19 protein-coding genes are annotated in these 19,388 nt (G+C 74.2%); 9 read left to right on the forward strand and 10 right to left on the reverse strand.

Annotated elements, in window-relative coordinates; all coding sequences use genetic code 11:
- Nucleotides 1-33: 33 nt before the first annotated feature.
- The gene (locus AB0D67_RS29630) at nt 34-297 is read left to right on the forward strand and encodes a hypothetical protein (protein ID WP_362943149.1); all 264 of its coding nucleotides are present in this window, start codon (nt 34-36) and stop codon (nt 295-297) included.
- A gap of 119 nt (nt 298-416) precedes the next feature.
- On the opposite strand, the gene AB0D67_RS29635 is transcribed toward AB0D67_RS29630, so the two are convergent.
- The 7 genes from AB0D67_RS29635 to AB0D67_RS29665 form a co-directional block, all read right to left on the reverse strand.
- A complete protein-coding gene (locus AB0D67_RS29635; RefSeq protein ID WP_362943152.1) occupies nt 417-1,127 on the reverse strand; it encodes a TetR family transcriptional regulator C-terminal domain-containing protein in 711 nt (236 codons plus the stop codon).
- A 111-nt stretch (nt 1,128-1,238) separates the two neighbouring features.
- Nucleotides 1,239-3,512: a glycosyltransferase family 39 protein gene (locus AB0D67_RS29640; RefSeq protein ID WP_362943155.1), complete on the reverse strand. Its 2,274-nt coding sequence runs from the start codon at nt 3,510-3,512 to the stop codon at nt 1,239-1,241.
- Nucleotides 3,509-4,741: a glycosyltransferase gene (locus AB0D67_RS29645; protein WP_362943158.1), complete on the reverse strand. Its 1,233-nt coding sequence runs from the start codon at nt 4,739-4,741 to the stop codon at nt 3,509-3,511. Before AB0D67_RS29645 ends, AB0D67_RS29640 begins: the two co-directional genes overlap by 4 nt.
- 186 nt (nt 4,742-4,927) lie before the next feature.
- Nucleotides 4,928-6,334, reverse strand: coding sequence for a HAMP domain-containing sensor histidine kinase (locus AB0D67_RS29650; RefSeq protein ID WP_362943161.1), 1,407 nt, complete (start codon nt 6,332-6,334; stop codon nt 4,928-4,930).
- The gene (locus AB0D67_RS29655) at nt 6,331-7,062 is read right to left on the reverse strand and encodes a response regulator transcription factor (protein WP_362943164.1); all 732 of its coding nucleotides are present in this window, start codon (nt 7,060-7,062) and stop codon (nt 6,331-6,333) included. Before AB0D67_RS29655 ends, AB0D67_RS29650 begins: the two co-directional genes overlap by 4 nt.
- Nucleotides 7,063-7,169: 107 nt before the next feature.
- On the reverse strand, nt 7,170-7,391 hold the full coding sequence (locus AB0D67_RS29660; RefSeq protein WP_362943167.1) for a ferredoxin: 222 nt from the start codon (nt 7,389-7,391) through the stop codon (nt 7,170-7,172).
- Nucleotides 7,388-8,605 (reverse strand): cytochrome P450, encoded by a 1,218-nt coding sequence (locus AB0D67_RS29665; protein WP_362943170.1) that lies wholly within the window; start codon nt 8,603-8,605, stop codon nt 7,388-7,390. Before AB0D67_RS29665 ends, AB0D67_RS29660 begins: the two co-directional genes overlap by 4 nt.
- Nucleotides 8,606-8,719: 114 nt before the next feature.
- Here AB0D67_RS29665 and AB0D67_RS29670 point away from each other — a divergent pair, with 114 nt between their 5' ends.
- Nucleotides 8,720-9,280 (forward strand): helix-turn-helix domain-containing protein, encoded by a 561-nt coding sequence (locus AB0D67_RS29670; RefSeq protein WP_362943173.1) that lies wholly within the window; start codon nt 8,720-8,722, stop codon nt 9,278-9,280.
- A 115-nt stretch (nt 9,281-9,395) separates the two neighbouring features.
- On the opposite strand, the gene AB0D67_RS29675 is transcribed toward AB0D67_RS29670, so the two are convergent.
- Nucleotides 9,396-10,913 (reverse strand): NAD(P)/FAD-dependent oxidoreductase, encoded by a 1,518-nt coding sequence (locus AB0D67_RS29675; protein ID WP_362943176.1) that lies wholly within the window; start codon nt 10,911-10,913, stop codon nt 9,396-9,398.
- A 384-nt stretch (nt 10,914-11,297) separates the two neighbouring features.
- On the opposite strand from AB0D67_RS29675, the gene AB0D67_RS29680 reads away from it, so the two are divergent.
- From AB0D67_RS29680 to AB0D67_RS29690, 3 genes are all read left to right on the forward strand, one after another.
- A complete protein-coding gene (locus tag AB0D67_RS29680; RefSeq protein WP_362943179.1) occupies nt 11,298-12,239 on the forward strand; it encodes a pseudouridine-5'-phosphate glycosidase in 942 nt (313 codons plus the stop codon).
- Nucleotides 12,240-12,246: 7 nt separating this feature from the next.
- On the forward strand, nt 12,247-13,197 hold the full coding sequence (locus tag AB0D67_RS29685; RefSeq protein WP_362943182.1) for a sugar kinase: 951 nt from the start codon (nt 12,247-12,249) through the stop codon (nt 13,195-13,197).
- A 64-nt stretch (nt 13,198-13,261) separates the two neighbouring features.
- Nucleotides 13,262-15,064: a hypothetical protein gene (locus AB0D67_RS29690; protein WP_362943185.1), complete on the forward strand. Its 1,803-nt coding sequence runs from the start codon at nt 13,262-13,264 to the stop codon at nt 15,062-15,064.
- Between the two features lie 47 nt (nt 15,065-15,111).
- Here the strand turns inward: AB0D67_RS29690 and AB0D67_RS29695 are convergent, their stop codons facing one another.
- The gene (locus AB0D67_RS29695; RefSeq protein WP_362943188.1) at nt 15,112-15,540 is read right to left on the reverse strand and encodes a DoxX family protein; all 429 of its coding nucleotides are present in this window, start codon (nt 15,538-15,540) and stop codon (nt 15,112-15,114) included.
- A 78-nt stretch (nt 15,541-15,618) separates the two neighbouring features.
- Here AB0D67_RS29695 and AB0D67_RS29700 point away from each other — a divergent pair, with 78 nt between their 5' ends.
- The gene (locus AB0D67_RS29700; protein ID WP_362943191.1) at nt 15,619-16,128 is read left to right on the forward strand and encodes a MarR family transcriptional regulator; all 510 of its coding nucleotides are present in this window, start codon (nt 15,619-15,621) and stop codon (nt 16,126-16,128) included.
- A gap of 122 nt (nt 16,129-16,250) precedes the next feature.
- Here the strand turns inward: AB0D67_RS29700 and AB0D67_RS29705 are convergent, their stop codons facing one another.
- Nucleotides 16,251-17,612: a glycoside hydrolase family 6 protein gene (locus AB0D67_RS29705; protein WP_362943194.1), complete on the reverse strand. Its 1,362-nt coding sequence runs from the start codon at nt 17,610-17,612 to the stop codon at nt 16,251-16,253.
- A 126-nt stretch (nt 17,613-17,738) separates the two neighbouring features.
- Here AB0D67_RS29705 and AB0D67_RS29710 point away from each other — a divergent pair, with 126 nt between their 5' ends.
- From AB0D67_RS29710 to AB0D67_RS29720, 3 genes are all read left to right on the forward strand, one after another.
- Complete coding sequence (locus AB0D67_RS29710; RefSeq protein ID WP_362943197.1) at nt 17,739-17,894, forward strand: hypothetical protein; 156 nt, start codon at nt 17,739-17,741, stop codon at nt 17,892-17,894.
- 97 nt (nt 17,895-17,991) lie between these two features.
- The gene (locus tag AB0D67_RS29715; RefSeq protein ID WP_362943200.1) at nt 17,992-19,140 is read left to right on the forward strand and encodes a DUF5685 family protein; all 1,149 of its coding nucleotides are present in this window, start codon (nt 17,992-17,994) and stop codon (nt 19,138-19,140) included.
- Nucleotides 19,141-19,190: 50 nt separating this feature from the next.
- The gene (locus tag AB0D67_RS29720) at nt 19,191-19,367 is read left to right on the forward strand and encodes a hypothetical protein (RefSeq protein ID WP_362943203.1); all 177 of its coding nucleotides are present in this window, start codon (nt 19,191-19,193) and stop codon (nt 19,365-19,367) included.
- Nucleotides 19,368-19,388: the final 21 nt, after the last annotated feature.

Genomic DNA, 19,388 nt, shown 5'->3' on the forward strand with positions numbered 1-19,388 from the left:
GTGCAATTCTCTGTTCGACGACGGAGGTGACGCATGATGCTCGACACGCTGTCCTGCCTGGAGAGGTTCGCCACGGCCACCCGGCTGCACGCCGACCTGTCGGTGCAGAGGATGTCGTTCGGAGACCCGGCGTACGTGTGCGTCCGCAACCGCTTCAGCGCCACCCTCTCCGAAACCGTGACGTGCTCGTCCGACGGGGGTTTCATCACCTCGTGGGGCTACCGGCTCGGCGACGCGGACAACGTCGAGGGCGCCGCCGCGCGCCTGGCCTTCCTGCTGGCGGCCATGCCCGCCTGATCCGCGCGACCGGGCCGTACGACCCGGCTCCGCCGGGCCTCCGAGTCCGGTGCACGGGTTCAGGCGCGGGTTCGGGCACGATCCCGGGCGAGCCGGTTCGCGCGACCGGGCGGCCGGGCTCAGACCGGCTCGGGCCCGGCGGAACCGTCCGGCCCGGCGGTCGCCCCGGAGCCGCCGGTCTCCTCCGGGATCTCGGAGGCGGGGAAGACCGAGGGGCTCAGCCCGACCTCGCGGGCCGCGGCGACCCGGGCGTGGTGCAGGAGCCGGCCACGCGACATGTTCCCGGTGTGCAGGGTGTAGCGGACCACCAGGCCGTCGAGCATCCCGTCGAGCCGCTCGGCCGCCCCCTGGGGGTCGTCGCAGACGAACTCGCCCCGCTCCACCCCTTCGGCGATCACCTGGGAGAGGGTCTCGATCCAGCCGCTCTCCAGCTCCAGCAGGATGTCGCGGACGTGCGGCTCGCGCACCCCGACGGCCCAGGCGTCGAGCCAGAGGATCCAGCTCTGGTCGGACCGGGAGGCGGGGATGTAGAAGCGCAGGATCCGGTCGAGCTTCTCGACGGAGTCGCCGGGACCGGCGCCGATCTCCCTCAGCCGCTGGACCTCGGCCTCGCTGGTGCTGCGGAGCATCTCGGTGATGAGGTCGTTCTTGGTGGCGAAGTGATAGTGGATCAGGCCGCCGCTCACGTTCGTCGCCCGCGCGATGTCGGCGACCCGGGTGCTGGCCAGGCCCCGTTCGAGCACGACCCGCCGGGCCGCTTCGAGCAGCTCCGCCCTCCGCTGGTCGGCCTGGTCGGCGCGGCTGCCCCGCGCTCCGTCTCCGCTCTGCACTGCGCAAGAGTAACAGGAGCGCGGGACACCGGTCCGGATGCTGTTGACTGAGTGTTCAGTCAAGGATATCCGGACCGGTTCCGCACCGGATTCCGGCCCGTCCCCGGCGGCTCAGCCGCAGCGGTAGAGGGTCCGGTCCTCTCCGGTCCCGCCGCCTCCGGCCCCCTCGTCTCCGGCCCCTTCGTCTCCGGCTCCGCCATCTCCGGTCCCGCCGCCTCCGGTCCCGCCGTATTCGGCCGCCGGGACGACGGCGCAGTTGGCCCGGACCCAGGCGAGCGCCTCGGAGTTCCCCCGGCCCCCTCCGGGCCCGCCGGATCCGCCTGACGGGCCCGCCGCATCCGGAGCGCCGGAGCCCCCGGCCGTTCCCGTGGAGCGGCCGGGCTCGCCGGACGCGCCCGAACCGGCGGACCCGCCGGACCCACCGGATCCGCCCGGGCCGCCGAAACCGCCGGGACCCCCGCCGGGCAGCACATACCGGAGCCGCCCCGTGGAGACGAGCTCCCTGAGCCTGTCCACGCTCATGGCCGGGTCCGAGCCGCCGAAGCCACCCATCGCGATGACGGGCCGGCCGGTGGAGAGGATGGCCGACGCGGCGCTCTGCGCGCTGTCCACGGCCACCAGCCAGGTCGCTCCGCCCCGGTTGCGCTCCAGGTAGCCGAGCAGGTCGTCGTCAAGTCCGGCCGGACCGAGTCTGATCAGGCGCGGCCCGGACGCGTCGCCGGGGAGGCGTTCTCCCGCCCCGCCGGGGAGACGGTCGCCGGAACCGGCTCCGGAACCGCCCCCGGAGCCGCCATCCCGGGCGCCGGGCGTCCCCGGGCGGCGGATCAGCATGCCGGGCATGCCGCTTCCGGCCGGGCCGGCCGTGGGGTTGGTGCCCATGACGGGTGAGCCCAGCGGGGTCAGCGCGTACGCGGCGGGACCGGCCAGACCGGCGAACAGGCCGGTGACCAGTACGGTCACCGCGGCCGCCCGCCGGGCGCGCCCGCCGAGGCGGACCATGAGCAGCGTCACCGCCGCGACCGCCGCCATCGCGGCGACCGCCCACGCCAGCCACGGCACGAAGTCCGGGCTGCGGCGCAGCACCGCGAAGGACCACGTCCCGGTGACCGCGAGGCCGCCCGCGAGCACCGCGGCCCAGGCCCGCGAACGCCGGGCCGCCCGCCACATCAGCACCCCGCCGACACCGGTCGGCGCGGCGACCGCCGGGGCCATGGCGGTGGTGTAGTACGGGTGGAAGATGCCCTCGGCGAAGCTGAAGACCACGTAGTGGACGGCCAGCCAGCCGCCCCACAGCAGCAGGGCCGTACGGGCGCCGCGCAGGGAGCCGCGGAAGGCCAGGACGAGCCCGGCCACCAGCGCGAGCACGGCGAACGGCAGGAGCCAGGAGATCTGCCCGGCCAGGATGTCGTTGAACAGGCGCCCGGCGCCCGACGTGCCGCCGAACCCGCCGGGGCCGCCCCCGGGAGCCCGGGTGAGTCCCTCCGGCAGGTCCGCGGGCACGCCCGGGGGCGGGTTCCCCGCCGCGCCGCGGCCCCGCGCCCCTCCCCCGGGGCCGAAGATCCGGCCCAGGCCGTTGTAGCCGACGACCAGGTCCCAGACCGAGTCGTCGGAGCTGCCTCCGACGTAGGGGCGGCTTCCGGCCGGCCACAGGTCCACGATCGCCATCCACCACGCGCTGGAGGCCACCAGCGCCGCACCGGCGGCGAGCAGCCGGCCCAGGCGGCGAGCCACCGTACCGGGGGCCAGGAAGAGGTGGACCGCGGCGAAGACCGGGACCACCAGGTACGCCTGGAGCATCTTGACGTTGAAGGCCAGCCCGACGGCGACGGCCGACAGCACCAGGGTGCGCGTCCGGCCGGTGCGGACCGACTCCTGGCAGAGCCACGCGGCGGCCACCAGTAGCAGGACGAGGAGGGTGTCGGGGTTGTTGTCCCGGTTGATCGCCACCGTGATCGGGGTCAGCGTCATCACCAGGGCGGCGAGCAGGGCGGCCGCGTGGCCGGCCGTACCGGGCAGCGCGCGCCGTACCGCGGAGTGCAGGATCCCCACCGCCGCGACGCCGGCCAGCGCCTGGGGCAGGAGCATGCTCCACGTCCCGAACCCGAAGATCCTCGCCGACAGCCCCATCACCCACAGCGCGAGGGGCGGCTTGTCCACGGTGATGAACGACCCGGCGTCCAGCGCGCCGAAGAAGAACGCCTTCCAGCTCTGCGTCCCCGACAGGATCGCGGCGGCGTAGTAGTCGTTGGCGTACCCGTTGCGGCCGAGCGCCCAGGTGTACAGGACGGCGGCCAGGGCGAGCACCGCCCACAGGCCGGGCCGCGCCCAGCGGGGGTCGCCGGGGGCCCCGAGGGCCGCCCGCCGTACGGCGGCGCGGGCGCTCATCGGGCGGCCTCCCCGGAGGAGCCGGGCGTCCCGGCGGGACCGGACCGGTCCGCCCGGCGCGGGTTGAAGACCCAGGCCCGCAGCAGCAGGAACCGGACCAGCGTGGCCAGGGCGTTGGCCGCGACGAGCGCGGCGACCTCGGCCGCGGCGGAGGCGTCCGGCAGCAGGCGTCCGAGCAGCGCCAGGCCGCCGGTGCTCAGCAGCAGCCCGACGGCGAACGCCAGGCCGCCTTCCAACTGGTGGCGCAGGGCGCCCGCGCGGCCGGTGACGCCGAAGGTGAAGCGCCGGTTGGCGGCGGTGTTGGCGACGGCGGTGACGAACAGCGCCACCGCGTTGGCCGCCACCGCGGGCGCCACCTGCCGCAGGGCGACGAACAGCCCCAGGTGCGCCAGGGTGCTGAGGACGCCGATGACGGCGAAGCCGGAGAGCTGGCGGGCCATGCCCCGGGGGAGGCGGGCCGAGCGGACCCGCGGCGGCACCGGCAGCCGGGCCGCGTCCCACAGGGTCCTGCGCGCCACCCTGGCCATCCCCCGCAGGTCGTCCAGGGCGGTGCGCAGGATGTCCACCCGGCTGTCGGGGTCGTCCACCCAGTCGACCGGCACCTCGTGGATGCGCAGGCCGTGCCCCTCGGCCAGGAGCAGCAGCTCGGTGTCGAAGAACCACTCCTCGTCCTCGACCGCCGGAAGCAGCGCCTGGACGACCTCCGTACGGCCCGCCTTGAACCCGCACTGGGCGTCGGAGAAGCCGGCGCCCATCGCCGAGCGCAGCAGCAGGTTGTAGGCGCGGGAGATCAGCTCCCGCTTCGGGCCGCGGACCACGTCGGCGTTCCTCGCCAGCCGGGTGCCGATGGCCAGGTCGCTGTGGCCCGACAGCAGCGGGGCGACCAGCGGCAGGAACGCCTCCAGGCCGGTGGACAGGTCGACGTCCATGTAGGCGACGACGTCGGCGTCGCTGGCCGACCACACCCGCCGCAGCGCCCGGCCGCGGCCCTTGGCGTCCAGGTGGACGGCCCGCACGCCCGGCAGCTCGCGTTCCAGGCGCGTGGCGATCTCCCAGGTGGCGTCGGTGCTGGCGTTGTCGGCGATCGTTATGCGGAAGCCGTAGGGGAAGGCGCCGGTCAGATAGGCGTGCAGGCGGCGGACGCTGCCGCCGAGCACCCGTTGCTCGTTGTGGACGGGGACCACGACCTCGACCAGCCGGGTCCGCGCCGGTGCCGTCACCCCCGTCACACCGCCCTCCGTGAACCGGGATTCGGATCTCTTCTCATGGGCCCCAGGCTCGTCCGGCGTTCTTTGACGGATCTGAGGCGTCCATTAACGGCCGGTGAGAAAACCCGGGAAGGCGTCCGAGGATGCCGGACCGCTCTTGTGAACCACTGGGATCCGCACCCGGCTCCCCTCGCCCCGGGAGCGGGGTCACGCCTCGCGGGCCGCGCCGGGCAGGCTCATCCGGGCCAGGACTCCGCCGCCCGGGGCGTTCTCCAGGGAGACCCGCCCCCCGGCCTCCCGTACCGCCTGCGCCACGATGGCCAGTCCCAGCCCGGAGCCGGGCATGCTCCGCGCCGACGACGACCGCCAGAACCGGTCGAACACGTAGGGAAGTTCCTCGGGCGGGATGCCCGGCCCCGCGTCCCGGACGGCCAGCTCTCCGCCGCGCAGCCGTACGGTGACCGGGCCGCCGGAGAACTTCACCGCGTTGTCCAGCAGGTTCACCACCGCCCGTTCCACGGCGGCCTGGTCGCCGTGGACGTACCAGGGCGCGAGGTCGGTCTCGATGGGCGTGCCGGGGGCGCGGAGCCGGGCGCGGCGCGCGGCGGACTCCACCACCTCGTGGAAGGCGAACTCCACGTGCGGCTCGTGGTCGCCGTCCCCGCGGGCGAGCTGGAGCAGGTCCCCCACCAGCGTGGACAGCTCCTCGAACTGCGCCTTCAGCCCGGCCAGCAGCCTGCGCTTGGGCTCGGCGTCCAGCGGCCGGCCGGTGTTCTCGCTGCGCAGCAGCAGGTCGACGTTGGTGCGGAGGCTGGTGAGGGGGGTGCGCAGCTCGTGCCCGGCGTCGGCGATCAGCCGCCGCTGCCGTTCACGGGAGCCGGCCAGCGCCGCGGTCATCGCGTTGAACGAGGCGCCGAGGCGGGCGATCTCGTCGGTGCCCTCCACGGGGATGCGGGTGCCGAGGTCCTCGGTCCTGGCGACGTGCTCGACGGCCTCGGCCAGCCGGCCGACCGGGCGCAGCGCCGTACGGGAGACCAGCAGCCCGGCCGAGGCGGCGCCGACCACGCCGAGGGCGGCCACCCCGGCGAGGATCCAGGCGAGCGTGGTCAGCGTGGACTGGAACTCGGCCAGCGGCCGCGACTCCATCACGGCCAGGCCCGACCCGGCGCTCGTGGTGAGCACCCGCATCGGGGTGCCGTCCTCGGCGGCGCCGTCCCGCAGCGTCCGCGTCCCCTCGGGGGCGGCGGCCAGTGCGCGGTCGGCCGGGGTCACCGTGACGGCGAGCCCGCCGACGACGCATCTGCCCCCCCGTTCGTCGATCACCTGCACCGGGAGGATCCGCGGCGGCCTGATGCGTTCCGGAAGCGTGTCCGGGCCGGGACCGGGCAGATCGGGCAGCGGGGGGAGGGCGGGCAGGCGGCCCGAGCAGTAGTCCTGCATCCACTGGGCGCCCGCCGGGGACCCCTTGGGCTTCTCCAGCAGGGAACGGTCCACCTGGTTCAGCAGCGCGCCGCGGACGATGAACCAGCAGGCGCCCGCGCACACCGCGATCGCCAGCGCGACGGCCGCCGCGACCAGCAGGGTCAGCCGCGAGCGCAGGGAACGGCGTCTCACGGCGCGGCCCGCAGGACGTAGCCGACGCCCCGGACGGTGTGGATCAGCCGGGGACGGCCGCCCGCCTCGGTCTTGCGGCGCAGGTACATGATGTAGACGTCGAGGGAGTTGGACGACGGCTCGAAGTCGAAGCCCCACACGTCGCTGAGGATCTGCTCGCGGGTGAGCACCTGCCGCGGGTGCAGCATGAACAGCTCCAGCAGCAGATACTCGGTGCGGGTCAGCTCCAGCCGCTCGCCCGCCCGGGTGACCTCCCGGCCCGCGGTGTCCATCCGCAGGTCGCCGCAGGCCAGCACGGCGCCGCCGGGGCCGCCCTGGCCGCCGGGGCCGGGTGCGGCGGGGACGGCCAGGGCGCCGCGGCGCAGCAGCGCCCTGACCCGGGCCAGCAGCTCGTCCAGCTCGAACGGTTTGACGAGGTAGTCGTCGGCCCCGGCGTCCAGCCCGGACACCCGGTCGCCGACGGCGTCGCGGGCGGTGAGCATGAGCACCGGCACGTGGTTGCCGGCCGCCCGGAGCCGCCGGCACGCGGTCAGGCCGTCCAGGCGGGGCATCATCACGTCCAGCAGCACCAGCTCGTACGGCTCCCCGGCGAGGACCGACAGCGCCTCCTGGCCGTCCGGGGCGACGCCGACGCGGTAGCCCTCGAACTCCAGGCTGCTCTGCAGCGCCTCCCTGAGCGCGGGCTCGTCGTCCACGACCAGCACCCGCGCCGCCCTGCCGTCACCCATGGCCCCCACGCTAGACGCCCCACATGAGAGCCGGATGAACGCCCGCCCCTCCCCCGGTTCCCGCTCCCCCTGCGCCGGAGGCCCCCGATGCCGGGGACTCCCCGGTGTCAGGGGACCCCCGGCGCCGGGACCTCCTCCAGGGTCAGGGCCCGGACCGGGCAGAGCCGTACGGCGCCGCGCAGGCGGGCGGGGCCGACCCGCGCGGCGGCGTCGCCGTCCACGGTGACCAGCCCCTCCTCGTCGGCGTCGAAGACCTCGGGCAGGGCGAGGGAGCACTGCCCGGAGCCGATGCACCGGCCGCGGTCGGCGGTCACTCGTGCGGCCGTCACCAGGCGACCCGGAGCGAGTGCAGGCCGAAGATGGGGCCGCCGTACTTGAACGGCAGCTCGGCGTCCTCGCCGACGACGCGCAGGCCGGGGATCCGCTCGAAGAGGGTGCGGTAGGCGATCTCCAGCTCGGCGCGGGCGAGGTTCTGCCCGAGGCACTGGTGGACGCCGTAGCCGAACGCCAGGTGGTTGCGGGCGCCGCGCCGGACGTCGAGCTCGTCGGGCCGGTCGAAGGCGCGGGGGTCGCGGTTGGCGGAGGCGCCGAGCACGAAGACGCCCTCGCCGGTCCGGACCTTCCGGCCGCCGATCTCCATGTCCTCGGTGGCGACGCGGTCGAAGGCGACCCAGTCGACGATCGAGTGGAAGCGCAGCAGCTCCTCGACGGCGTCCGGCCAGCCGGCCGGGTCGGCGCGCAGCGCGTCGAGCTGGGCGGGGTGGCGCAGCAGCGTCAGGACGCCGAGGGGGATCATGTTGGCCGTGGTCTCGTGCCCGGCGATCAGCAGCAGGAACGCCATGCCGACCAGCGCGTCGTGGTCCAGCTCGCCGGTCTCGCGGCGCGCGGTCACCAGCCGCCCGATGAGGCCGTCGCCGGGCGAGCGTTCGGCCGCGGTGACCAGGCGGTCGAGGTACTCCCAGATCTCGATGCCCGCGGCGCGGGCGGCCCGCATGTCGTCGAGGGCGGCGGTGACCATCGCGCGGGTCCTGGACTGGAAGAACTCGTGGTCGGCGTAGGGGACGCCGAGGAGGTCGCAGATCACCAGGGACGGCACGGCGAGCCCGAACGCCTCGACCAGGTCGGCCGGGGAGCCCTTGCCGAGCATGTCGTCGATGAGCCGGTCGACCACCTCCTGGATGCCGGGCCGCATCTCCCTGATGCGCCGGACGCTGAACTCCGGGATGAGCATCCGCCGGTAGACGTCGTGCTCGGGAGGGTCCATGTCGATGAACTGACCGGCCTGGAACCTCGCGAACGCCCGCCGCTCCTCCTCTGAGGGCTGCTCCGCGGACAGTTTCGTGACGGGGTGGCCGGGTGTGGCCGGGGAGGTGCTGATCCGGGGGTCGGTGAGCACCCGCTGCGCCTCGGCGTGCCGGGTGACCAGCCAGACCGGTCCGCCGGGCAGCTCCGCCTCGACGAGGGGGGCCTGCTCGCGGAGCTCGGCGTACTCGGCCGGGGGCGCGAAGGGGCAGGTGCGCGGAACGGGGAAGCTCTGGGCCATAGTTGTACTCCTCACGAGCCGGGCCACTGAACTTACTTACATGAAAGTAAGTAAAAGAGGGCACGGCCGTCAAGCATGTCCCGGAGAAAGCGCGAGGGAAGTGGCGGAACGGTGATGGGTGCCCGGCGCAGCGACACCAGGGAACGGATCCAGCAGGTCGCGCTGGAGCTGTTCGCCGAGCGGGGATACGAGAAGACCTCACTGCGGGAGGTCGCCGAGCGGCTCGACATCACCAGGCCCGCGCTGTACTACCACTTCAAGGCCAAGGAGGACATCCTCAACGGCGTCATCGAGGATCTCACCGCCTCGATGGAGGAGATCGTGGAGTGGGCCGGCGCCCAGCCGCGCACGCCCGAGGCCAGGGTGGAGGTCCTGCGCCGGATCGCCGCGCTCCTGGAGGACCAGTGGCGGCCGCTCGTCCGGTTCGCCCAGGTCAACCAGGACGTCATGGCGGGGCTGCCGGCCGGCGAGGAGATGCGGCGGCGCATGATCGCGCTGATCTCGGTGCTGAGCGGTCCCGGGGACGACCCCGTCCGGCAGTTCGAGGCGCGGCTGGCGGTGATCGCCCTCATCCTGGGCACCGTCCCGCTGTCGATCTTCGGTATGGACCTGCCCGAGAAGGAGCAGTCGGCGACGGCGCTGACCGTCGCCACGAGGCTGGTCGCCGGCGGCTGAGCCCCGGCGGCACGCCGTACGACCCGCCCACCGGTCACCGGGGCGCGCCGAAGGCCCCGTCCTGAGACCGTAAGGCCCCGTCCTGAGCGGGAGCGCGCTCAGGGCGGGACGACGCTCAGGACAGGACGGCCATGGCGGCGTTGTGGCCGGGGATGCCGCTGACGCCGCCGCCGCGCCGGGCGCCCGCGCCGCAGAGCAGGACGCGTTCGAAGGCGGTCTCCACCCCCCATTTGCCCGGCTCGCCGTACGGCCACGACAGGTCCCGGTGGAAGATGTGCCCGCCGGGCAGTCCCGCCTCGTCCTCCAGGTCCACCGGGGTCTTCACCTCCAGGCACGGGCTCCCGTCGGGGGCGCGCAGCAGGCAGTCCTCGATCGGCTCGGCGAGCACGGAGTCGACGGAGGCGAGGGTGGCCCGCAGCGCGGCCTCGCGCGCCCCGGCCGGGTCCTCCCGGAACAGCCGGGCCGGCATGTGCAGGCCGAACAGGGTCATCGTCTGCGCCCCGGCGGCGCGCAGGTCGGCGCCGAGGATGGACGGGTCGGTCAGCGAGTGGCAGTAGACCTCGGCCGGGGGCAGGGTCGGGATCCGCCCGGCGGACGCCTCGGCGTACGCGCGGGCGAGCAGGTCGCGGCCCTCGTTGATGTGGAAGGTGCCGCTGAAGGCCGCCACCGGGTCCACCTCGGCGTCCCGCAGGCGCGGCAGCCGGGACAGCACCATGTTGACCTTCAGCTGCGCCCCCTCCGGCGCGACCCCGTCGCCGCCGAGCAGCCGGGCCAGCACGGCCGGCGGCACGTTGGCCAGGACCCGCTCGCCGCGCACCGTGTGCTCGCCGCCGGCGTCGCGGAAGGCGACCTCGCCCGAGGCGGGGTCGACGGCGAGGACCTCGGCGCCGGTCAGGATCTCGGCGCCGGCCGAGCGCGCCGCGTCGGCGAGGCCGCCGGAGACCGCGCCCATGCCGCCGACCGGGACGTTCCAGTCACCGGTGCCGTCGCCGATCACGTGGTAGAGCAGGCAGCGGTTGGCCAGCAGGCCGTCGTCGCAGGGGTCGGCGAAGGTGCCGATCAGGGCGTCGGTGAGCACCACCCCGCGTACGGTGTCGTCGGCGAAGCGCTCGTCCACGACCTCGCCGATCGGCCGCTCGAACAGCTCCCGCCACGCCTCCTCACCGACGAGGCCGCGCATGGCCTGGCGGTCCATGAGGGGACGCAGCAGGGTGGGCGCGACGCGTCCGGCGACGTGCCCGGTCAGCGCGTAGAAGCGCCGCCAGGCCGCGAGGTCGGTCCCACCCCCGGTCACCCGGGCGAAGGAGGCCGCGGTGCGGGCCTCGTCGCCGTGGTCGACCAGCAGTCCGGTGTCCCCGACGGGGGTGTAGGAGGCGTAGCGGCGGCGGCGCAGCTCCAGCCGGAGCCCGAGGTCGGACACGATCTTCGAGGGCAGCAGGCTGACGAGGTAGGAGTAGCGCGACAGGCGGGCGTCCACGCCGGAGAAGGCCCGCGCCGACACCGCGAGGCCGCCCACGTGGTCCCGGCGCTCCAGCACCAGGACGCGGCGGCCCGCGCGGGCGAGGTAGGCGGCGGCGACCAGGCCGTTGTGGCCGCCGCCCGCGATCACTGCGTCATACCGGGAACGGAACACTCGGCATCCCTCGAAAGGCTCTCGGAGGCGGTGGGGGCGACGCCCGGCCATGTCCGGCACCATATAGCGAAGGTGACAAAACGGTCTATAGGCCACTTCTCATTACCGCTCAGACGGTAAGGCGGGTACCTCTCCGATGAGAGGCAGGTGTCACCCGCCGCCGGCCTCCCGCCGCCGGTGGGAGGCGTCGACCCCGGAAGGGGAACGGGCCCCGGCCACGCCCCGCCCCGCGCCACCGGCGCGCGGACGTGGCGTTCCCGGCGGTTCCACGGGTGGACGTCCCTCCTGGACGGCCGTAACGTGATCGTCCCGGAAGCAGCAATCCCGGTTACACCGTTCCAAAAGGGCGACGAGCCGGCCCGCACAGGGAGACAGAGACCGCTCATGAGTACCACCCAGCAGCCCATCGAAAGCGTGCTCCGACCGTCCGGCGAGGTGGCCGAGGCACTGGAACGGGGCGCCCCGGTCGTGGCACTGGAGTCCACGATCATCTCCCACGGCCTGCCCCAGCCCCGCAACCTGGAGGTCGCGGCCGAGCTGGAGCGGATCGTCCGGGACGCCGGGGCGGTGCCCGCGACGATCGCGGTGCTGGACGGGGTGGCGCGCATCGGCCTGGACGAGGGCGGGCTGGAGCGGATCGCCACCGAGCCGGGGCTGCGCAAGCTCGGCTTCCGCGACCTGCCCGCCGCCGCCGCCGCGCTGCGGGTCAGCGGCGCGACGACGGTGTCGGCGACCTCGTTCCTCGCGGCCCGCGCGGGCATCCGGGTCTTCGCCACCGGCGGCCTGGGCGGCGTGCACCGCGGCTGGGTCGAGACCCAGGACGAGTCGGCCGACATCGACATGCTGAGCCGTACCCGCATCACCGTCGTCTGCGCGGGGGTGAAGTCGATCCTGGACGTGCCGGCCACCCTGCAGCGGCTGGAGACGCGCGGGGTCACCGTCGCCGGTTTCGGCACCGGCGAGTTCCCCGGCTTCTACCTGCACACCTCCGGCGAGCGGGTGGACTGGCGGATCGAGACCCCCGAGGAGGCGGCGGGCGTCATGCGGGCCCAGGACGCGCTCGGCGGGCCGGAGACCGCGCTGATCGTCGCCAACCCGGTGCCGCGCGACCGGCAGCTCGACCCGGCCCTGCACGACCGGGTGCTCGCCGAGGCGCTGGAGGCGGCCGAACGGCAGGGCGTCAGCGGTCAGGCGATCACCCCGTTCCTGCTGGACTACCTGGTCAAGGGCACCGACGGCGCCTCCCTGGAGGCCAACCTCGCGGCCGTGCGGGGCAACGCCCGCGTCGCCGGGCTGATCGCGGCGGCGTGGAGCCGGGGAAACTGAGGAAACCGTGAGCACAACCGGCCTGCTGGTCATCGGCGACGTGGTCACCGACGTCGTCGCGCTCCACGGGGGCACCACCCTGGCCCACCTCGCCGTCGGGACCGACACGGCCGCCGACATCGTGCTGCGTCCGGGCGGCTCGGGGGCCAACACGGCCTCCTGGGCCGCCCACCTGGGCGCCGACGCGCGGATCCTGACGCGGGTCGGCTTCGACACGGGCGAGTGGCACGCCGCCGAGCTGCGGCGCCGGGGGGTGCGCCCGCACCTGCGGGTGGACCCCGAGCGGCCGACCGCGGTGGTCATCGCCATGGTCGACGTGACCGGCGAGCGCTCCATGCTCACCAACCGGGGCGCGGGCGGGCACATCGGCACCGACGACTGGGACGAGAGCCTGCTCGACGGGGTCGGCCACCTGCACCTCTCGGGTTACACGCTGTTCGCCGAGCCGGGGCTCCGGCTCTCCCGGGTGGCCCTGGCGGAGGCCGCCCGGCGCGGCGTCACGGCCAGCGTCGATCCGGCCTCGACCGGGTTCCTGCGGTCCTTCGGCGCCGAGCGGTTCGTCGAGGAGACCCTGTCCGCCCGGATGGTCATCCCGAACCTCGACGAGGCGCGTCTGCTCACCGGCGAGCCCTCCGCCGAGGGCGCCGCCGAACGGCTGAGCCTGCGGTACGGCGCCGCCGCCGTGAAACTCGGCTCCCGGGGGGCGCTGATGGCCCGCGGCGGAAAGTTGACCGCCCGGGTTCCCGGACTGCCCGCGGAAGTGGTTGACTCGACCGGGGCCGGTGACGCGTTCGCCGCGGGCTTGTTGACCGCCCTGCTGAGAGGGGCTGACGACGAGGCCGCGCTGGACGCGGGACGCCGGGCCGGGGCCGAGGCGGTGACCGCCGTCGGCGGACGGCCGCGCGTCTCCGGGTCCGAAGTGGGTACCAACGAGCTTTATCCTCTTATCACCAATTGATAGCTTGCGGCGTAAGCTGCACCATTAGCCACATGCGTCACTTTGGGGAGGTTGCGGTCCACCGATGGATGCCGATTCATCGATCTGCCTGAGTGATCTGGTACCGGCCCTGCGCTGGAGCAGGCCGCAGCAGGTCGCCGAAGCCCTCTCCGATCCCCGCCTGCCCGCCGGCTGGTGGTCCTCGGTCACCCTCAACAAGGCCCTCGGCACCGCCGGGCTCGACTGGATCTGCGACCGGCTCGCCCGGCTCTCCGTGTCGCGCTGGGATCACCTGCCGCTGAGCGACGTGCTGCCCGCCCTGCACGTGCACACCGTCGATCCCACCCTGCCCGGATGGCCGGAGCCGGCCCGCGCGGCCATCACCGCGCTGGGCGGCTGGTCCCGGCTGCGCCGGCTGACCTCCGCCGACCTGGGCGGCACGCCCGGTCAGATCGGCCCCGAGGCCGTGGTGACGGCCGTGTTCCACGAGGTGCTGGGCCGCGTTCCCGGGATCTCCGGGGCTCCCGGGCTCACGGAGCAGGCCGGGACGGCTGCGGGAACGACCGCGGAGAACCGTACGGCCGCCCCGGCGGCGACTCCGGCGGCCCCCGAGCGGCAGGTTCCGGCCGCGCAGGCCCCCCCGCCCGCGCCGGCCGCGCCACCCGCCGTCTCGGTGCCCGCCCAGTCCCCCGCTCCCGGAGCGCCGCAGCCCGCCGCACCGGCCGCGCAGCAGCAGCCCGCGCCCGCCGTACCGCAGGCCGAGCCCGCCGCGGCGCAGGCGCCGGCGCGGCCGCAGGTGGATCTCAGCGACTACCCGCTGGTCCGCCTGGTGGAGAACATGTTCCGCGACTGGAACCCGCTGGAGCTCGCGGTCGCCGTGGAACGGCTGTTCGCCGTCGACCCGATCAGCCTGCGGGCCCTCGCCCACAGGCTCAACGCCGGCCGCGACGCCCTGTCGGCGGCCCAGCGCACCGCCGAGGAACGCATCCTGCTGTGGCTGCGCTCGCCGGAGTCGGCCCCGCTCACCGGTCACATGTTCGGGCTCACCGAGTGGCTGGGCTCGGCGGCGACCGAGGAGCAGCTCATCGCGGCCGATCCGGCGCACCCGGTCGAGGTCCCCACGCTCCGCACACCGCTGTGGCGCGTGCTGGTCACGCTCATGCCCGACCGGCGGCTCCAGGACGGCTGGCTGGTCGTCGGGGATCTCGGCGGGCTGCGCGACCGGACCCGCCAGTTGCTGGCCGGGCAGCCGTCCGACGCCGACGTGGTCGCGCTCATGGAACGCCAGCTCGGCATCCGCGCCCACTCCGCCCCGGCGTGGCTGGTCGCCCTGAACAACTCTCCGGCCGGGAACCAGGGCTCCCCGCAGCAGGGCGGCGGCTCCCCCGGCCAGGGCGGGCAGCTCCCGCGCCGCACCCCGGGCTCCAACGCCCACAACAACCATCGCGGCGGTCAGCCGATCCCGCAGGTCAACCCCGGCTCCATCGATCCGCGCGCCGCGCTGGCGACCCTGTCGGCCCTGTCCGGCAACGGCCGCCCGCACCTGGTATCCAGCCGGCGAGCCCCGCTGCACCCGCCGTCCGGTCCGCCGAGTTCCTCCGGTCCGGGCACCGACCCGAGCCGCTGGCAGCGGATCGAGGTGACCAGCGAGCACCTGCGGGGCGGCCCGGTGGCGGTGCCCGAGGGGTACGCCACCAGGCTGGGCATGCGTCCGGGCACGCTCCTGTCGGTGACCGGCCCCGGTGACAACGCGGTGGTGCTGGTCTGGCGCGACCAGCCCGTCTTCGACTCGCTCCAACCGGTGCTCATGCGCCTGAACGCCCGGCCGGGCGACCAGGTGTACGTCACCGTGGACGGCTACCGTCTGGAGGCCCAGCTCCCCGGCTGAGCCTCCCCCTGCCCGCCCGGTCTCTTTCCACGGCCGGGCGGGCCGTCTCAGACGGTCACGGCCTCGGTCCGGCGGCCCCGCCGCCACAGGCCGTCCACGGCCAGCGCCCCGCCGCCGCTGAAGCCGATGGCCAGGGCCGCCGCGGCGAGGGCCAGGACGAACTCGTATCCCCCCTTGTCGGCCGCGAACCCGTTGGCCCCGTGGACGAAGACGATCGCGCCGGCCATGTCCAGGGCGAGCAGGACGCCGAACACCGGCAGCGCCGCGCCGACGATGAACGCGATCCCGCCGACGACCTCCAGCACGGCCACCGCCGGGGCCGCCAGGCCAGGCAGCGGGATGCCGACCTGCTCGAAGAACGCCGTCGTCCCGGAGATCCCCATGGTGGTGAACTTCTGCCACCCGTGGACGAGGAAGATCACTCCGATGCCGATCCTCCCCAGCAGCAGGGCGAAGGGCCGAATCCGGTCGAGCATTGCCACTCCTCTGTCAGTTCGAATTTGAACAACAACCTAGCCGCTAGTTCAAATTTGAACAACCCGTACACTGGGCCCGTGAAGGACACCCCATGGCTGAGCGAGGCCGAGATGGGCGCCTGGATGGCCTATCTCACCGCCTCGCACATGCTCGAACGGCGCATCGAGGAGCAACTGAAGGCCGACTCGGGGCTGACCCACGCCCAGTACGAGATCCTCGCCAAGCTCTCCGCCGCCCCCGGACGCCGCATGCGCATGACCGAGCTCGCACGCAGGGCCGTGGTCTCCAAGAGCGGGCTCACCTACCAGGTCGGACGGCTGGAGAAACGCGGTCTCGTCGAGCGGGCGGCCTGCCCGTCCGACGAGCGGGGCGTCCTCGCCGTGCTGACCGACCGGGGCATGCGCTGCCTGGAGAAGACCGCCCCCGGCCACGTGGCCGTCGTCCGCGCGTTCCTGATCGACCGGCTCACCCCCGAGGAACTGGCCGGCATGACGCGGATCATGTCCAGGGCCGCGGCGGCGATGGCGTCACCCTCCGAGGCCGGTCCGGCGGACACGAGGGACACGGCGGACACGGCGGGCACGTAGGCACGCGAAAGCCCGCCCCGCGGCACCGTGAGGGCCGCGGGGCGGGACGGGAGCCGGTACGGCCCGCGCGCGGGGGCGCGTGGTCCGCGCGAGCCGTACCGGGCAGGGGCCGCGCCGCCGGGTCAGGCGGCGGCGCAGCCGACCGAGGCCGGCGCGCCGGAGGTTCCGGGCGCGTTGCCGGTGAAGCCGAAGGACGTGGTGCCGCCGGAGGGGAGGGCGCCGTTGTAGTCGACGTTCTTCACCGTGACGGCGGAACCGCTCTGGGTGTACTTACCGCTCCAGAGCTGGGTGATGGTCTGGCCGCTGGAGAAGGTCCAGTTCACCGTCCAGCCGTTGATGCTCTGCCCGCCGGTGTTCCGCACCGTCACCTCGGCCTGGAAGCCGCCCTGCCAGGAGCTGACGACCTTGTAGTCGGCCGTGCAGGTCCGGTCGCCGGGCGGAGGCGTCGTGGGGGTCTGGGTCGGGGTGGAGGTGGGGGTCACCGTGGGCGTGGGGGTCACCGTGGGCGGGACCGTGGGCCAGGGGGCCGCCATGGCCAGCTCGTAGGCGCGCTGCGGCACGAACTGCCCGGCCGGGCCGATGCAGCCGTCAGACTCACCGGGAAGCTTGATCCAGAGGAACGCGTCGATCGCCGAGTCGCCGGTGCTGGTCGTGCTCGGCGTGCCGATCGCCCGGCCCCCCGGGTCGCACCACTCGCTGCCCTGCGGGCCGTTGCCGTTGCGGCTGGTGTCGATCACGGCGCGCAGCCGGGAGATCCCGGTGGCGGAGATGATGTTCTTGGCGTACGCGACCTCGGTGGAGGTCCAGCGGTAGTTGGAGACGTTGAGGGAGAAGCCGTCACCGCTGTCGGCGATGCCGGCGGCCTTCAGGCGGGCGGCGGCGTCGGAGGCGGACAGCCAGCCCGAGTGGCCGATGTCGAAGTAGACCTTCGCCGACGACGAGGCGGCCTTGAGCTTCTTGCCGGCGTACGCCATGGAGGCGTTGGTCTCCTGCTGCTGGGACGAGTTCATGCAGCTCGTCATGATCGGCAGGACGTCGGGCTCCAGGATGATCGACGCGGGGCGTCCCTGCAGGCCCGCGGCGACCTCGTCGATCCACTGCCGGTAGGCCGTGTGGCTCGGCGCGCCGCCGGCGCTGGCGCCGCTGCAGTCGCGGTTGGGGATGTTGTAGACCACCAGGATGGGCGTCTTGCCGGCGCTCGCGGCGGCGCCGACGAACGCCGACACCTGGCCTCGCACGGTGGAGGTGTTGGTCGTGGTGAACCACCGGGCCTGCGGGACGGCGGCGATCCGGTCGCGGATGACCGGCGTTCGGGAGTCACCGGGGTTGGCCGCGACCCACTTGGCCGCGCCGGTCTCCGGGTCGACGTAGAAGGGGGAGTCGGCCGCGGCGGCACCGGAGGCCAACGACGCCACGGACGCCGCGACGCCGGTGGCCACGGCCAGGGCCGCGCCGAGCGCGGCGAGGATCGGCCTTCTTCGCATGGGGACTCCTTGAGCAGGGGGTGGGAGCGCTCCCACACTAACGAGTCCCCCTCCCCCGCCTCCAGTGAACACGGCCCGTCCCCGCCGCTCCGCAGTCGCGACCTGCGACTACGCCCCCCGGAACCGTTGAAAGTTTCACTTCTTCCCGAGGACGAGGACCACGACCCGGCCGCGATCGACGCCATGCGCGATCGCGGCCCCGGCCCCGTCACCGTCCTCACCTCCGACCCCGAAGACCTCGCCGTGCTCTGCGGCCGGGAAGCCGTCGTCGTCAAGGTCTGACGGCGCGTGCGTCCGGATCACCTCGGAGTCCTCTTCCCGTGCACGCGGTGCGACCGATAGATGGCACCATTTATCCCATTCGCACCAGGGAGCTCATGTGTTCGGGATCGTTCGGCCGTGCCGCCACGGGATGTGCGGCGGGTTGTTCAAGGAGTGGATGGCGCATTTGTGCGGGCTCTGCCTCGCCCTGCGGGACGAGCACGGCCACGCCGCCCGGCTGGTGACCAACTATGACGGCCTGCTCGTCTCGGTCCTCACCGAGGCGCAGGCGACCACCCCCGCCGCGCGCCGCCGGGCCGGGGCCTGCGCCCTGCGCGGGTTCAAGGGCGCCGACGTCGCCGAGGCCGAGGGGGTACGGCTGGCCGCGGCGGTCTCGCTGATCCTGGCGGCCGGCAAGGTCGCCGACCACGTCGCCGACGGCGACGGCGCCTACGCCCGCCGCCCCGTGGCCCTCGCCGCGGGGAAGGTCGCCGCCCGCTGGTCGGCCGCGGGCGTCCGTACGGCCGGCGACCTCGGGTTCGTCCCCGAGCCGCTGCTGCGCGCGGCCGAGGCGCAGGCACGGCTGGAGAGCACGCCGGGCCTGGGGCTCCTGGAGCTCACCGCGCCCGCCGAGGAGGCGGTCGCCGCCGCCTTCGGGCACACCGCGCTGCTCGCCGGGAAACCGCACAACCGCGAGACGCTCATGGAGGCGGGACGCCACTTCGGCCGCCTGGCTCACCTGCTCGACGCGGTGGAGGACCTGGACGGCGACCGGGCGACGGGCGCCTACAACCCGCTGACGGCCTCCGGCACCGATCTCGCCGCCGCCCGGCGGCACGCCGACGACGCACTGCTCGGCCTGGAACTGGCCGTGGCCGACCTGGACCTGGAGCGGCGCACGCTGGTGCGGGCGCTGCTGGTGAAGGAGACCCGTCGCTCGGCCGACCGCGTCTTCGCCCTGGCGGGCCGGGAGCGGCAGGAGGTCCCCGGGGTGCCGGGGCCTCCCGAGGCGCCGCCGCGCGACCCGCGTCTCAAGCCCGACCCCGGGGGCCTGCTGTCGATCGCGTGCGCCGCGATGACCTGCTGCACCTGCGGGCTGTACCGGCCGCCGTGGGACGAGGAGCGCTACAAGTCGTGCTGGGACCGCTGCGACTGCGGCAGCGGCTGCGACGGCTGCACGGACTGCGGGAACTGCTGTGACTGCTGTGACTGCTGCAACTGCGGCGGCGACGGCTGCGGCTGTGACGGCTGCGGTTGCGACTGCTAGCCGTACGGAACACCCGCCGCCGCCTCAGGCGCATCGGCTACGTTCGTGACATGGACGAGCCGGTGGCCGAACCAGTGACAGAGACCCGCAGGCGCCCGCGTCGTCTCGTCGGACAGGCCGAGGAGTCATGGCTGAACCGGCTGGCCGACGAGGCGGCATCCGAGGGCACCGCGGGATCCGTTTCCTTCGAGGAGATGGCGGTCATGCTTCACGAACGGAATGTCTGAGTTACGTGGAGTGTGTCATCC

Origin of the sequence: Streptosporangium sp. NPDC048047, assembly GCF_040653115.1 — a bacterium.
Classification (GTDB): Bacteria; Actinomycetota; Actinomycetes; order Streptosporangiales; family Streptosporangiaceae; genus Streptosporangium.

What these genes read in the sequence shown, in the direction of transcription:
- AB0D67_RS29720 (WP_362943203.1), top strand. Translation starts at nt 19,191, where the DNA reads ATGGACGAGCCGGTGGCCGAACCAGTGACAGAGACCCGCAGGCGCCCG.
- AB0D67_RS29680 (WP_362943179.1), top strand. Translation starts at nt 11,298, where the DNA reads ATGAGTACCACCCAGCAGCCCATCGAAAGCGTGCTCCGACCGTCCGGC.
- AB0D67_RS29690 (WP_362943185.1), top strand. Translation starts at nt 13,262, where the DNA reads ATGGATGCCGATTCATCGATCTGCCTGAGTGATCTGGTACCGGCCCTG.
- AB0D67_RS29695 (WP_362943188.1), bottom strand. Translation starts at nt 15,540, where the DNA reads ATGCTCGACCGGATTCGGCCCTTCGCCCTGCTGCTGGGGAGGATCGGC.
- AB0D67_RS29655 (WP_362943164.1), bottom strand. Translation starts at nt 7,062, where the DNA reads ATGGGTGACGGCAGGGCGGCGCGGGTGCTGGTCGTGGACGACGAGCCC.
- AB0D67_RS29705 (WP_362943194.1), bottom strand. Translation starts at nt 17,612, where the DNA reads ATGCGAAGAAGGCCGATCCTCGCCGCGCTCGGCGCGGCCCTGGCCGTG.
- AB0D67_RS29630 (WP_362943149.1), top strand. Translation starts at nt 34, where the DNA reads ATGATGCTCGACACGCTGTCCTGCCTGGAGAGGTTCGCCACGGCCACC.
- AB0D67_RS29640 (WP_362943155.1), bottom strand. Translation starts at nt 3,512, where the DNA reads ATGAGCGCCCGCGCCGCCGTACGGCGGGCGGCCCTCGGGGCCCCCGGC.
- AB0D67_RS29665 (WP_362943170.1), bottom strand. Translation starts at nt 8,605, where the DNA reads ATGGCCCAGAGCTTCCCCGTTCCGCGCACCTGCCCCTTCGCGCCCCCG.
- AB0D67_RS29670 (WP_362943173.1), top strand. Translation starts at nt 8,720, where the DNA reads ATGGGTGCCCGGCGCAGCGACACCAGGGAACGGATCCAGCAGGTCGCG.